Source organism: Butyrivibrio sp. WCE2006, from assembly GCF_000701985.1.
GTDB lineage: Bacteria > Bacillota > Clostridia > Lachnospirales > Lachnospiraceae > Butyrivibrio.
In genome coordinates this window covers 43,691-57,573 of record NZ_JNKH01000013.1, presented here as the reverse complement: position 1 = coordinate 57,573, position 13,883 = coordinate 43,691, and the positions used below count along the sequence as shown (strand labels likewise).

Here is a 13,883-nt window from a genome sequence, read left to right as displayed (position 1 = left end):
AAACATATTGACATGCTAAATAAAAGTATTTAACATAGATAGGTAATGGCAATGGCGCCAAAACAGTAGGGTAACTCTCACTGTTTTGGCGCCTGTTTTATTTTTATGAATAGGAGGCTTTATGTCGGTAAAATATGTTTTCGTTATGGGCGGTGTAGTTTCAGGATTAGGAAAGGGAATTACGGCAGCGTCGCTTGGAAGACTTTTGAAGGCCCGTGGCTACAAAGTGACCATGCAGAAATTTGACCCATATATAAACATGGATCCGGGAACAATGAATCCCATTCAGCATGGTGAGGTTTTTGTAACTGAAGACGGCACGGAAACCGATCTGGATCTTGGACATTACGAGCGATTCATAGATGAAAGTCTTGATAAAAACTCGAATGTTACGACCGGCAAAATATACTGGTCAGTATTACACAAAGAGCGCCGCGGTGATTATGGCGGACATACTGTCCAGGTTATACCCCACATTACCAATGAGATAAAGGATCGTTTCTACAGGAATTATGAGGATGACAGCACTCACATCGCAATCATTGAAGTCGGAGGAACAGTGGGTGATATTGAATCTCAGCCCTTCCTTGAGGCAATCAGACAGTTTCAGCATGATGTAGGACATGAGAATGCAATGATCATTCTGGTTTCTCTTATCCCATATCTTCGCTGTTCACAGGAAATCAAGACAAAGCCAACTCAATCAGCAGTAAAGACCTTGCAGGGCATGGGCTTATCTCCGGATGTTATCGTCTGCAGAAGCGAGGTCGAACTTGATAAGGAGACCAAGGAAAAGATTTCTCTTTTCTGCAATGTTCCGAGCAAAAATGTGTTAAACAATCTTGATCTTAAATACCTGTATGAAGCACCGCTTGCAATGGAAAAAGAACAGCTTGCTGAGGTTACTCTTGAATGCCTTAGCCTTGACTGCCCTTCACCAAAGCTCGACGACTGGCAAAACATGGTTGACACTTTATATTCTCTAAAAGAATCTGTGACCATAGCACTGGTAGGAAAATACACCCAGCTCCACGATGCTTATCTGAGCGTAGTTGAAGCGCTTAAACATGGCGGTATCGCAGCAAAAAGAGAAGTTAAGATCAAATGGATTGATTCCGAAACCGTAACAAAAGATAATGTTTCAGAAATACTGTCAGACGTGCAGGGAGTGATTGTTCCCGGCGGTTTTGGCGATCGCGGAATCGAAGGCATGATCACCTCCATACAATATGCAAGGGAAAATAATATTCCATTCCTTGGAATCTGCCTTGGTATGCAGCTTACAATAATCGAATTTGCAAGAAATGTTATAGGCTATGAAGATGCTCATTCAATTGAGTTTAATCCCGGTACTACACATCCGCTTATCGCGCTTTTACCGGATCATACAACAGGCGAGGACTTAGGCGGCACTCTTAGGCTTGGCTCATATCCCTGCACCCTTGAGAAAGACACACTTGCCTTCTCACTGTATGGATCAGAAAACATCACAGAGCGTCATCGTCACCGCTATGAAGTGAACAACGATTTCCGTGATGCGTTAAAAGAAAACGGTCTGCGCTTGTGCGGATTATCTCCTGATAACAGAATTGTTGAAATGATCGAATATCCTGTTAATTCCTTTTTCATTGCAACACAGGCTCATCCTGAATTTAAGTCACGTCCCAATAATCCGCATCCTCTCTTTGCAGGCTTCATAAAGGCAGCAAGAGACTACAAATAACTCCACCAATATGGAAATACGCCACTTTAAGTGACCAAAATCCGGTGCTGCAAACGACATCAGGCAATTCCTGATGTCGTTAACAATAAAACACCCACTAAGCCAGGAAATACAATTTTTCCTGAAGCTTAGTGGGTATTTTTGAGTTTTCCATTATATAGATTTGATTTTTATTTTTTTGAAGAAAGTTCATCCGTATCAAGAATGATCGTGACCGGTCCATCATTGACTGACTCAACTTTCATATCAGCCCCAAATTCTCCTGTCTGAACTTCAAATCCCTGCTGCCTGCACTCAGCTACCACCAGCTCATACAACGGATTGGAAACTTCAGGCCTTGCTGCATCAGTAAATCCCGGGCGTCTGGATTTGCAATCTGCATAAAGGGTAAACTGACTGACAATAAGAAGCTTCGCCCCTGCATCCTTGGGATTGATATTCATCTTTCCATTTTCATCCTCAAATACTCTCAGTCCACATATCCTGTCAGCAATTTTCTTCGCCTCCTGCTCTGTATCACTGACATGAACCCCAAGTAATACCAAAAAACCTTTATCTATATCAGCTACTTTCTTCCCCTCTATTGTTACTGACGCTGACAAAACTCTTGTTACAACTGCTCTCATTTTTATCTCCTTATATTGACTACGAACTGACATGTTGATGATCTGAAAAAATCAGCACATTAATTCACTTATTCCAAAGTTGCATGTTTCAACTTCTATTTATTATAATTGGTTTACTAATTAAATTGGAGAAAAATATGAGTTACAACAAATCCCTTGATTTTTTAGATATGATAAAAAATACCAAGTCCAATATCCCGGACACTAAAACAGATGTTCATACAAAAAACGGACATTCTGATACTAAACATGAGGTTCAGAAGAAAACCGGACATTCTGACCCCAAGTATGATACCTATAAGAAATCCGAACACCCTGACACCAAGTATGATACTCAGAAAAAGACTGTGCATCCAGAAACAAAGAAGGCAGTCTCTAATACTGAACATGCAGAGACTGTTATTTCTCTTAAACGCACAATTTCCCGTCATAATCCTGATAATAAAATAGCAGTCATCGACACTGAAACAAATTGGAACAATGAGGTAATGTCAGTCGGAATCGTTCTGGCAGATATGGATACCTACAAATGTGTTGGTGCAAAATATTACATCATCGATCCTGAGTATAAGAAGGGTGGCATGTATTCCGATGTCCTAAGGATAGTAAAAAGTATTCCTCAAACAGTCACTTCAAGGGAGGCTGCCATGAGAGATATCTGTGATTACCTTACGTCCAACAATACAAAGCACATCTTTGCATATAATGCCAAATTCGACCATGGACATCTTAAAGAGCTTCATGACTTTAAATGGTTTGATATAATGAGACTTGCTGCCTACCGTCAGTTCAATCATGCTATCCCTGCTGATGCAGAAGTATGTAAAAGCGGCAGATTAAAACGCGGATATTCAGTTGAAAGCATCCTGCAGATGCTAAGCAGTGACTATAGCTATCGTGAAACTCACAATGCCGTAATGGATGCGATGGATGAACTAAAAATCATGGAGTTATTAAGGCATGATATTTCTTCTTACGAATGTGCAAAACTATAATACCAGAATCCTGACAAAAGCCGCCTATATAGATTTTAATATTATTTTATCTTTATTTCATAATGCATTAACACATTATATAGTTAATCTCAGATTATAATAGACTTGCAAAGTTTATTCATTTATACACTGATTTTTCTACTTACAGGTATAAAAAGCGCATAAATGGTTAATTTCTTAAGAATTCCGAGATGGTAACTGCTGCATTTTCATGCGACGTTAGTCCCGGATGGCTTCTTGATCCAAATCCGTCATCCTGTGTTTCAGGAAGGCTCAGATAAAATACGTTCTTATCACCTGTTTCTTCAGAATATGTCTTTACCGCATTTTCAAGTAGCGAACTCATCTGCAAAGTGAGCTCCCTGCTGCCTGCAGCAAGCATTCCATAAGCCCATATAAGCTTGGCATCAGGATTTTTCTCCCTGAGTGTAGCAAGAAAATCAACCACAGCACCTTTAAGAAAAGCTTCGTCTTCCTCCGGTATAAATCCCTCTGAAGTTAAAACATGTTTATTTTCAAAATTCATGGCAGCTGCTGAATCATGTCCCTCAACAGAAAAAGCTCCTACATCATTCGTTCCGAGATTAACAATGATTGCATCCGCCTTGAAGCTCTCAAAATTATTGTCATCAAAAGCGCCATATTCTCTAAACTTTCCATCAGGCAACAATGAACAGATCTTGCCATAATGAGCAGGCATATTCTCATTGTGGTTTCCATACCAGGACCAGGAAATTCCCCATCCGCTCTGACTAAATACCTGATAATCGGCATTCAGCCTTTTTGCTGTAATATATGCATAATGATCTACACAGTCAAAACATGAGCTGTTCCAATCCTGCTCCTGCAAAGGTCCCATGCACCCCTCGCCTGAAGTTATGCTGTCCCCTATAAATTCCAGTCGCATCTTAGGCTCATCGACTTTTTCAAATGTACCATCAGATAATATGCTTTCTATCTGCACCAAAGTTTTTGCATCTCCGGGCATCGCAGGTGTATCGCGGAGAATCTTAATATTCCTTACCGGAACTTCTACACCATTTCGATTCTCATTACTTCTCCAGATAGTAATTTCATGTGTTCCCTTCTCCAATGGTCTCTTCTGATATCTGACACCGTTTATTATTACATCTATCCAAGGCTCAAACTGATCATAATCCGCTGTGTATTTAAGCCTTACTTCGCAGGCCTTGGAATTAAACTCTACGCCTGAAGCCGTCCAGAAAAGTGTCAGAGGATTCCTGTTTTTAGTCGTTCTCCCATGCACTTTAATATCATTTATTTCACTGACTCTGTATTCTTTTAACATATAACCACCTTCCTTAGTATATCGTTTCTTTAAATAGCAGGGCCAAATTCCAGCCTGATTAACAGTCATCATTGCACCCATAAATCTTGCTATAGCTAATGCATCTACTATATGCTATACCCCTATCAAGATTACTGATTTTACGCTTTAATGTAAAGGCTGCTAACTGTTTTTTATTTCTTTAATTCAGCAATCCTTTTAATAATTCCGGTACAAAACAGGAAAGATTCCTGTTTTTTCTCAAAAATAAAAAGGGTTATTTCACACTATCAAAACACCATGTCATACATGGAAATTATTTAAGAAAATTTCATTTTTAGAAGCAAAAACTCTATTGAAATTCTTTATCAATTTTTTGTAGACTATTATTACACAGATTCCTGAATTTTCTCTAGAATTCGAGAATCTGCAGATATCATATTTCTTCTGAAAATACAGTGTGTTCTAAGGAGGTATTACGCTATGGATTTTGCTTTTTCAGATTCACCAAAGAAGTTGGGTTTTGGTTTGATGAGATTACCTGAAATCTCTACAACTTCAGAATTCGGTAACATAGATATCGAAACCACTAAGGAAATGGTGGATTATTTCATCGATCAGGGCTTTACATATTTTGATACCGCATGGATGTACTGCGGATTTAAAAGCGAGGATGCTGTCGGCGAAGCTCTTACCAGCAGGCATAAGAGAGACACCTTCACCCTTGCGACCAAGCTTCATGGCGGCTTTTTCAATAACGAAGATGAAATGGAAAAGATATTCGAAACCCAGATGAAAAAGACAAGAACCGATTATTTTGACTATTATCTTCTTCATGATCTCGGTGAAGATCATTATAAAAAATATACAAAACTTGGATGTTTCGAGTGGCTATCAGATAAGAAGAAGGCAGGCTATGTAAAACATATGGGATTTTCTTATCATGACAGAGCCGATCTTCTTGACAGGATTCTCACAGAGCATCCCGAAGTCGAGTTCGTACAGCTTCAGTTAAATTATCTCGACTGGAACAGTGAGGCCATTCAGTCAAAGAAGTGTTACGAAGTCTGTGAAAAGCATGGCAAGCCTGTCGTTGTCATGGAGCCTGTAAAGGGCGGAACACTTGCAAATGTAGTTCCTGAGGTAGAGCAATTATTTAAGAGTTATGCTCCTGACAGATCAGTAGCATCCTGGGCAATCAGATTCGCCGCAAGTCAGCCGGGTGTTAAGATGGTTCTTTCCGGAATGGGCAATATGGATATGATGCGGGATAATACCGGATACATGAAGGACTTTGTGCCACTTAATCCTGAAGAACTTGAGATAATAGACAAGGCAACCGAAATCATCAACTCAAGTATAGCTATACCCTGCACAGCTTGTGCATACTGCGTTGATGGATGCCCTAAAAACATACCGATACCGAAGTATTTCTCACTATATAATCTTGAAAAGCAGGAGTATGCAGGAAAAGGCTTCACTCCCCAGGCTGGATACTATAACAGACTTACAGAGGTTTACGGTAAAGCGAGCGATTGCATAAAATGTGGCAAGTGCGAGAACATATGTCCTCAGCATCTTCCCATTAGGAAAAATCTTGAGCTGGTTGCTCAGCAGTTTGGAAAATAGACAAGACGCTAAAGAGGTTTTGCATAAGAAAGATATGTTTCATGGATAAAGTATTTAAAGAAATAGGGTATTAGCATATCAGGCTTGTAAAAACCTTGCTAAGGACTCTGTAAAAAAAAGGAACATATATCCTCAATGTAAAGGTTATATGTTCCTTTTAATTTACTATTATTTTTACAGATAGCTAACTGTCTCAGAAAGCTCTTTTCTTCTTGAGTGGTTTTCCAAAGGACCTGCCCCTCCAGCTGCATAGCCAAGATCCATCAACATAAGGATTTCCTCATTTTCAGGAAGTCCAAGCGCCTCAGCCAGCTTATCAGGATCAAATAAATTGATCCAGCAGCTATCAACACCTTCATTATATGCTGCAAGAATCATATGTGTTGCTACGATTGTAGCATCTTCAATTCCGGAATCTCTTTTTCCGCCCGGATAAGTGAAAACATTATTCTTATCAAAAGCTACTGCAACCACAGTTGAAGCACCATATCTGCAAGCTGTTGCACTGTCAATCTTTGCCAGAGCCTCCTCTGACTCAATTACATAAATGCGCTGTTCCTGCAGATTCTTGGCTGTAGGTGCTACCCTTCCCGCTTCCAGAATCTTCTGAAGGCTGTCCTTATCAACTTTTCTACCATCATATTTCTTACAGGAATATCTATCCTTTACTACTTCACTAAACTCCATTTAGATCTCCTTTCAAAATTTCCGTACAATTACTGACAAGATTCTCATTATATTTTTTAGCCCTGATTCCTCACAAAAGCCAACTGCCACAGACATGACAAGCACAATTCCAAGAGGCGGAAACGAGATGAAGTTAGTTATCATGTTTTCCAAAAGCCAATACATCCCCTCTTTGGTGAAAAAATTTCTGACATAAATTTCCTCCATTGAGGTCGGATTGATAACCTTTACATTGAATACCGAGAAAAGCAATGAAAAAACAGCTGTAATCACAAAGAACACCATGAATAAAATAGCCGGTTGTGGCAACTTATCGCAAAACTTCTCAATCTTAAGAAGTATGTTATCTCTTTTGGCTTCCTTTTTTTCCATGCAAATTCTCCTCATCAATATTTTATTTTTATCGATATAAAGAGTATTACTTTTCGGTCACACGACTAAATAACTACATATATTATTATAATAGCTACTACGAGCCTTGGAAAAAAAATTTGCTATTACATATTTCTGTTATAAATCTTCTCCACATACTTTTTATTTCCGCCAATAAGTATCAGCGCCGCAGCAACTCCCAAAACCTCAAATAAAAGAACTATTTCCCTTTGTCCCATGAACATGCTAAGTGCACCTGCTGAGAGCTCTGCCACCAAGGCTCCGGATGTGCTAAGTACCTGAAAAGCTCCATTGAATCTTCCCTTCTTTTCATCAGGAACATAGCTCTGAGTAGATGATATTCTGATGGTATAGCTGGTAACACCCAGGATTCCAACCATAAAGCTTAGTAGCATCGCTATATAAAATGGCAGATACAGGAAAGCTCCTTCAAATATACCAATCATTACATAGACAAAAAGCGCAATTGAATATTTATATCTTGCAGGTAACCTGTGCCTGTAGTGATATAATCCTCCTACTGCTCTTCCCACAAAGCTCATGCCGAATACTGCGATGAATATATACTCTCCGTAATTATAGTTACTCTTAAAATACGGAAGCCCTATAACATTCATGGCACCTCCTGCCATGGCACTAAAAAGGAAATAGATCGCTATAGCCCTCAGCCCTTTTTCAGAAATAAGATATTTAAATCCCTCTCTTATATCAGTTAAAACTCTGGCTATTTTCCCCAGATTCTGATCTGTAATTTCGGCTCTTTGTTTTTCTATATATTTCTCTTCAGTCTGTATCTGCATTTCCAATGATGCAGCAATAAAAAAGCTTATGCCGTTTACAATCATAAGCGGAGCAATTCCCACAAGATTGTAGAAAAATGTCGCAAGGGGCACCATAAACTGCGACAAGGTCTCAAGAACACTTGCTATGGAATAGGCCTTTGAATAATTGCCCTTTGTTATAAGAAGTGGATAAAAACTGTCATAGGCCACCATATATATGCTGCTGATGCACCCAAGTAAAAATGTCATAACTGCAAACAATGGAAAGTTAAACAGTCCTCTCCAGATAGCTATAGCTACAATAATGTATATCACTGACATCGCATAGTCCAATGTATATATCATCTTTTTTCTTGAAAATCTGTCCAGTATTGCGCCGGATATAATTGGCATTATCAGCTGCGGAATCGTATACATTGACAGATATATCGCATACAGCATCGTAGATCCGGTATAATCAAGTACCATCAGACTCATGGCAAATCCTGCCATACCATTTCCAAACATAGATACCACACTTCCAAGTGTGATTATTGTAAAATCCCTGGTCCACAAGGGATTTGAATTAGTATTGTTATCTTTTTCCATATCTTCCTCCGGTAATAATATCAAGTTGCTTTGCACAAATAAAAAAGTCTATTCTTGTGTACACAAAAATAGACTCATACTAATCAATTCCTATATAAAACAGGCAAAGAAAATGCTCGATAATCTAATTTAAGAGTACACAAAAAATACGCCTAAAGCTTCTCTCTAGACAAAATCAAAAGCGTATATCATCTTCATACACGCTTATAACAGCATGTTCCCCTTGCTTGAATAGCTCCAGACACATGCTCTGTTCATAATGTAAGTGTTCTTAAATCAAATTATCAAATGCTCATTGTCTCTCCCTTGTGAATTCGCTGCTTGCTTTATGCTAGCATACCGTATCTCACATTACAATATCAAAATTTATAAACATGTAGAAAAGGCTCCAGAGAAAACTCTCGGAAGCCTTGACTTTACGTGACATCTCATATTCCATTATATCCATACAAAAAGTTGCCTTCAATCGCATCATTTGTTGCAGATAATCATTATTATGAAGAATAATTCCTGCATATCATCGAGATAAGCCTGTGCTTCCTCTAAGACCACGTAGTATAGCTGCCAGTCAACATTTGCAGAACAGAATAGACTGTTAAGGAGATTCTCAGTTTCTTTTGCCTCTTCTTCGGATATTGAATAAACACTGATTATTTCATCTGCAGATATCATCTGCTCAAGATCCCAGGATTCCAATCATTAAGTAACTGATCTGATTTATTCTCCATACACGTCTATTCTAGCATTGACGTAATGTTCTCTTTCTTTTTCCCTGTTCTCACTTATCAGGATATCTTCATAGATATTATATCCGTCTATAGTGCAGGCGAGCTTCACATCAAAAAGTGTTATGTCTTCATCCAGTTTTCTATCCGTAGGAAGAATTATATATCTGTCCAGATCCACTCTTGTATAATACAAAAGCTCTTGGGTTTCCATTTCTCCTTCTTCATTCATCAATTTGAGAACTCCAGCGTAATAATTATGATCAACATAATCTCTTCCGTAAGGCATCAATATATTGGGAGCATATTGCCTTACAAAGTAGACCAGTTCCGGAGTAAACGCAGCTCTTACTGTACCTTCATCCTCTGTTGGTTTTATCCTGTCACATATATCTATAACATTTTGTGGCAGATGATACATATTTTCCGCCATATATACATGTTTATTTAAATATACACATGAACCCGTGACTGCAATAACCACAGCTACAACACCAACTGCAATACGCTTTTTTACAGTGCTATTAAGGCTACCAATAAACTTGGTAAATGCGTAAGCAATAGTTACATACATTGGGATGATCCATAAAATTCTGTAATATGTATTGGCATTTTCAATTCCAGAGGCTTTCACATACAGCTTCTTTGTTACAGGGAAAAGAAACCCAGCAACTACCACAAACGGCATTACTCCAAATATAATTTTCTTTCTTACATCAGATTCTTTTACTATAAGATAAAACGATGATATCAATAAAAGAAGCCAAAAAATTATCCAGAAACTTCCGTTTCCCAGTCCACCATATCTCTGAAGATCGACTAGGCATTCTCTAAAAATCCCGTACATATATCATCCTCGTAAAATAAGTATCAGCAGGATTATTTCGTAATCCTGCCAAGTCGCCGGAGCCATTCCAAATCATGACTTCGTCATGATGGTTCCTCCTCTTTGTGTATTGGCACGATTACTTCGTAATCCTGCCCTATCGGTCGGAACCATTCCGAATCATGACTTCGTCATGATGGTTCCTCCTCACATAAGCTTATATAGCACAACATAAATAATATTTGGAATAAGACAGCAAAATGCTCCTAAAAGAACTGTCACTCGCTTTGATGAATACAGTAGAACAAGTGTTAGCAACATAACAAGTCCAGCCCCGAACACAACTCCCATTTCTGAACACATTCCTGAAAACATGTTCACCATTGCCAACAGTCCCCAGAAAGAAGCTCGTAGCGAAAGATTTCCTTCTCCGCCCGTTTCCTTAAACATCCATAAAAAAATCAACAGGATAGTTGGAAAAGCAATACTTGTAAGCATGGACTTTCCCTGCCAGGTTCTCATCAGAAAGAATGTCGCCGGAGTATAGATCGATATATTTCCAAAGATCATAAGCATATTGACAATGATCATGAAAATCGGTCTCAACGCGATATTATCCGCAAACAGCACTTTAGCTATCTCGTGATAAATAAAATATGCCAACGGAATGATCAGAATCGGCCAAGCAGTATACGCAACGATTGTAGAATGTACAGTTGCAGCTTTTGCAATAAACGCTATCCACATTGGAATAGCCGCAAGCGCATGCCTCCCATCAAGCATAATGCTTCCGCCTTTATTAGGATCTACAGTATACATTGCTCCCATTTTTTGTGCGATTACAGACTGAGTGACATAATACGAATTGTCTCCGTCAAATATTCTGGTTACAATCGCCATTACCATTTGGAACACTACAAGTGCAAAGAATATTCCATAAAAGATCTTGGTATCTATACTAAGTCCCTTTATATCAGGCTTTTTAAACATAGTCTTATCAAATCTGAAAATACCTGCTACAGAAAAAAGCAGTACCACAAAAAGACTCCATTTGAAACAAGTTTCAAAAGCATGAGGCTTACTCGCAATTGTCATAATACATAAGATGGATATTATCTGAATAATCCCTGAGTAGACAAAAAATCCAAGTAAGAAAGTAATCCCCGGAGTTCTAAGTTCTTTTTTCAAAATAAATTTGAACAGTTGTCCTATGCACATAGGTACTGTGAACATAAAAATTACAAGTCTGAGTATAGACCATATTGTCATTAACATTATTACATTCCTTTAGTTGTATTTTTTGAAAAAGCACATGCAGACAAAACGCACATGACAGATTGAAATCCCACAATAACGTTTCTTCTTTTCATACCTTCCCTAATGCAACTCCCCACGAAATAATTATATCAGCCTGCTGAAAATCATCAAATTTTTTAAAATTTTCCTTTTATTCTCTACGGTATACTCTTTATACTCATACTCAGATCGAATTATTGGTCCTGCATGCACACAATGATGCGGCAATCCTAAATACTACATCTGCGCTTCAAGTTTAGCTAGATCATCAGTGATATCAACTACTTGGTCATGCATTACCATTGATATTATATAAAACGGAGAATGGGGACCGTATTCACCAAAATCTCTAGATTCGTCTACAAATATACTTAATTCCTTCATACCCCTCCCTTTATTGCATGAGAAAAGCGGGTGTCTTACCCGCCAATAGGTGGACCCGGGTCTTTCGACCAGCCCAGAAAGCTTTCGCTCTCTTCTTAAGAGAAGATTACCATCATCATTATTGAAAAACAAGCACAAGAATAATAGATTTATACTATTTTCATGTCTCCATTTTGGCACCGCCCCTCTTTATAAAAGAGCATAAATACTGAATATAATCAGAGTCAAGACTCGGAAACGAAATCGTTTTCTCGTTGGCAGATATCCGCCAAATGAAAGTATTCCAAAATCCATTTGTTCGAGCTCGACATATGAATTTTGAAATACTTTCGCTTGACTCTGAATTTATCCATATTTTTAGAGCCAAAGGTCATTTTCGGCTAGATTGTATACAAAAAAACAGCTTTCAGAGATACTCTGGAAGCTGCATAAATCCACTAAGCGCAACCTCGATTCCGCTTACGCTCCATCTCGGTCACGGCATTCGCTGAATGCCTAAAAAGCCAATAAAAAACAGCCCGATTCGTGCAAGCACGACGGGCTGTTTATATTGGCTTTTATGCGCTTAGCTCAAAGCTAGCGTGAAGATTACTCAACGATTGTAGCAACACGGCCTGAACCAACTGTTCTACCACCTTCACGGATAGCGAACTTAAGACCCTGCTCCATAGCGATGGGGTGGATAAGCTCGATACTCATTGTTACGTGGTCACCAGGCATGCACATTTCTGTACCTTCAGGAAGGTTGCAAACACCTGTAACGTCAGTTGTTCTGAAGTAGAACTGAGGTCTGTAGTTGTTGAAGAAAGGAGTATGACGTCCACCTTCATCCTTTGTAAGAACGTAAACCTCAGCAGTGAACTTCTTGTGGCAAGTTACTGTGCCGGGCTTTGTGATACACTGACCTCTCTGGATACCATCACGGTCAACACCACGAAGAAGAAGACCAACGTTGTCACCAGCTTCGCAGTAATCCATTGTCTTACGGAACATCTCGATACCAGTACATACAGACTTAGCTGTCTCTTCCTTGATACCAACGATTTCGATTTCGTCGTTAAGGTTGAGGTGACCTCTCTCTACACGACCTGTAGCAACTGTTCCACGACCTGTGATTGTGAATACGTCCTCAACAGGCATAAGGAAAGGCTTATCTGTCTCACGAGTAGGTTCAGGGATGTATGAATCAACTGTATCCATAAGTTCCATAACCTTATCGCCCCACTCAGACTTAGGATCCTCAAGAGCCTTAAGAGCTGAACCACGGATGATCGGAATATCATCTCCAGGGAACTCATACTCTGTAAGAAGGTCTCTGATCTCCATCTCAACGAGGTCAAGAAGTTCAGGATCATCAACCATATCACACTTATTCATGAATACGATGATGTAAGGAACACCAACCTGACGAGCAAGAAGAACGTGCTCTCTTGTCTGAGCCATAACACCATCAGTAGCAGCAACAACAAGGATAGAACCATCCATCTGAGCTGCACCAGTGATCATGTTCTTTACATAGTCAGCGTGGCCAGGGCAGTCAACGTGTGCATAGTGTCTGTTAGCTGTCTCATACTCGATGTGAGCAGAGTTAATTGTTATTCCACGCTCTTTCTCTTCGGGTGCTTTATCGATCTGATCGAAAGCAACAGCAGGGCTGAATCCTCTGTCAGCAAGAACAGTTGTAATAGCTGCTGTAAGAGTTGTCTTACCATGGTCAACGTGTCCGATTGTACCAATGTTTACGTGCGGTTTGCTTCTGTCAAACTTAGCTTTAGCCATTTTAAAATATCCTCCTTAAATAAAAATGTTACATTAACATTCTTTTCTCATAATAACCGACTATATCGATTATATTAAAATTTAAGCTTTAAATCAAGCCTAAAATAGTATAAATAGGGGCTTTGAGACTCATTTTTCAATGAAAAACCCTAGGCCCCATTT

13 protein-coding genes are annotated in these 13,883 nt (G+C 39.1%); 3 read left to right on the top strand and 10 right to left on the bottom strand.

Annotated features, from left to right (window positions below; genetic code table 11):
* Nucleotides 1-121 precede the first annotated feature (121 nt).
* Nucleotides 122-1,723, top strand: a complete 1,602-nt coding sequence (locus T501_RS10240; protein ID WP_044914675.1) for a CTP synthase — start codon at nt 122-124, stop codon at nt 1,721-1,723.
* Between the two features lie 170 nt (nt 1,724-1,893).
* On the opposite strand, the gene dtd is transcribed toward T501_RS10240, so the two are convergent.
* On the bottom strand, nt 1,894-2,349 hold the full coding sequence (gene dtd, locus T501_RS10235) for a D-aminoacyl-tRNA deacylase (RefSeq protein WP_026511442.1): 456 nt from the start codon (nt 2,347-2,349) through the stop codon (nt 1,894-1,896).
* 137 nt (nt 2,350-2,486) lie between these two features.
* Here dtd and T501_RS22135 point away from each other — a divergent pair, with 137 nt between their 5' ends.
* A complete protein-coding gene (locus tag T501_RS22135; protein ID WP_242845514.1) occupies nt 2,487-3,344 on the top strand; it encodes a 3'-5' exonuclease family protein in 858 nt (285 codons plus the stop codon).
* Nucleotides 3,345-3,513: 169 nt separating this feature from the next.
* Here T501_RS22135 and T501_RS10225 read toward each other — a convergent pair whose 3' ends face one another.
* Nucleotides 3,514-4,734: an SGNH/GDSL hydrolase family protein gene (locus T501_RS10225; RefSeq protein WP_050008248.1), complete on the bottom strand. Its 1,221-nt coding sequence runs from the start codon at nt 4,732-4,734 to the stop codon at nt 3,514-3,516.
* A 381-nt stretch (nt 4,735-5,115) separates the two neighbouring features.
* Here T501_RS10225 and T501_RS10220 point away from each other — a divergent pair, with 381 nt between their 5' ends.
* A complete protein-coding gene (locus tag T501_RS10220) occupies nt 5,116-6,261 on the top strand; it encodes an aldo/keto reductase (protein ID WP_044914673.1) in 1,146 nt (381 codons plus the stop codon).
* Nucleotides 6,262-6,435: 174 nt separating this feature from the next.
* On the opposite strand, the gene T501_RS10215 is transcribed toward T501_RS10220, so the two are convergent.
* The 8 genes from T501_RS10215 to tuf all read right to left on the bottom strand — a co-directional run bounded on the left by T501_RS10215 (nt 6,436) and on the right by tuf (nt 13,721).
* Nucleotides 6,436-6,948, bottom strand: a complete 513-nt coding sequence (locus T501_RS10215) for a nitroreductase family protein (protein ID WP_026511438.1) — start codon at nt 6,946-6,948, stop codon at nt 6,436-6,438.
* Between the two features lie 12 nt (nt 6,949-6,960).
* Nucleotides 6,961-7,320, bottom strand: coding sequence for an AbgT family transporter (locus T501_RS10210; protein WP_044914671.1), 360 nt, complete (start codon nt 7,318-7,320; stop codon nt 6,961-6,963).
* Between the two features lie 125 nt (nt 7,321-7,445).
* Nucleotides 7,446-8,711, bottom strand: coding sequence for an MFS transporter (locus T501_RS10205; protein ID WP_026511436.1), 1,266 nt, complete (start codon nt 8,709-8,711; stop codon nt 7,446-7,448).
* Between the two features lie 471 nt (nt 8,712-9,182).
* Entirely contained in the window at nt 9,183-9,407 is a 225-nt protein-coding gene (locus tag T501_RS10200) for a hypothetical protein (protein ID WP_044914669.1), read from the bottom strand.
* Nucleotides 9,408-9,428: 21 nt separating this feature from the next.
* Nucleotides 9,429-10,283 carry a hypothetical protein gene (locus T501_RS10195; protein WP_044914668.1) on the bottom strand — a complete coding sequence of 285 codons (855 nt, stop codon included), beginning with the start codon at nt 10,281-10,283 and terminating at the stop codon, nt 9,429-9,431.
* Nucleotides 10,284-10,469: 186 nt separating this feature from the next.
* Complete coding sequence (locus T501_RS10190) at nt 10,470-11,537, bottom strand: DUF6077 domain-containing protein (protein ID WP_026511433.1); 1,068 nt, start codon at nt 11,535-11,537, stop codon at nt 10,470-10,472.
* Between the two features lie 258 nt (nt 11,538-11,795).
* The gene (locus T501_RS21285; protein WP_155831519.1) at nt 11,796-11,942 is read right to left on the bottom strand and encodes a hypothetical protein; all 147 of its coding nucleotides are present in this window, start codon (nt 11,940-11,942) and stop codon (nt 11,796-11,798) included.
* 588 nt (nt 11,943-12,530) lie between these two features.
* Nucleotides 12,531-13,721, bottom strand: a complete 1,191-nt coding sequence (tuf, locus tag T501_RS10185; protein WP_026511431.1) for an elongation factor Tu — start codon at nt 13,719-13,721, stop codon at nt 12,531-12,533.
* Nucleotides 13,722-13,883: the final 162 nt, after the last annotated feature.

What these genes read in the sequence shown, in the direction of transcription:
- tuf (WP_026511431.1), bottom strand. Translation starts at nt 13,721, where the DNA reads ATGGCTAAAGCTAAGTTTGACAGAAGCAAACCGCACGTAAACATTGGT.
- T501_RS10240 (WP_044914675.1), top strand. Translation starts at nt 122, where the DNA reads ATGTCGGTAAAATATGTTTTCGTTATGGGCGGTGTAGTTTCAGGATTA.
- T501_RS10190 (WP_026511433.1), bottom strand. Translation starts at nt 11,537, where the DNA reads ATGTTAATGACAATATGGTCTATACTCAGACTTGTAATTTTTATGTTC.
- T501_RS10220 (WP_044914673.1), top strand. Translation starts at nt 5,116, where the DNA reads ATGGATTTTGCTTTTTCAGATTCACCAAAGAAGTTGGGTTTTGGTTTG.
- dtd (WP_026511442.1), bottom strand. Translation starts at nt 2,349, where the DNA reads ATGAGAGCAGTTGTAACAAGAGTTTTGTCAGCGTCAGTAACAATAGAG.
- T501_RS10210 (WP_044914671.1), bottom strand. Translation starts at nt 7,320, where the DNA reads ATGGAAAAAAAGGAAGCCAAAAGAGATAACATACTTCTTAAGATTGAG.
- T501_RS10215 (WP_026511438.1), bottom strand. Translation starts at nt 6,948, where the DNA reads ATGGAGTTTAGTGAAGTAGTAAAGGATAGATATTCCTGTAAGAAATAT.
- T501_RS21285 (WP_155831519.1), bottom strand. Translation starts at nt 11,942, where the DNA reads ATGAAGGAATTAAGTATATTTGTAGACGAATCTAGAGATTTTGGTGAA.
- T501_RS10195 (WP_044914668.1), bottom strand. Translation starts at nt 10,283, where the DNA reads ATGTACGGGATTTTTAGAGAATGCCTAGTCGATCTTCAGAGATATGGT.
- T501_RS10205 (WP_026511436.1), bottom strand. Translation starts at nt 8,711, where the DNA reads ATGGAAAAAGATAACAATACTAATTCAAATCCCTTGTGGACCAGGGAT.
- T501_RS10225 (WP_050008248.1), bottom strand. Translation starts at nt 4,734, where the DNA reads ATGGGTGCAATGATGACTGTTAATCAGGCTGGAATTTGGCCCTGCTAT.
- T501_RS22135 (WP_242845514.1), top strand. Translation starts at nt 2,487, where the DNA reads ATGAGTTACAACAAATCCCTTGATTTTTTAGATATGATAAAAAATACC.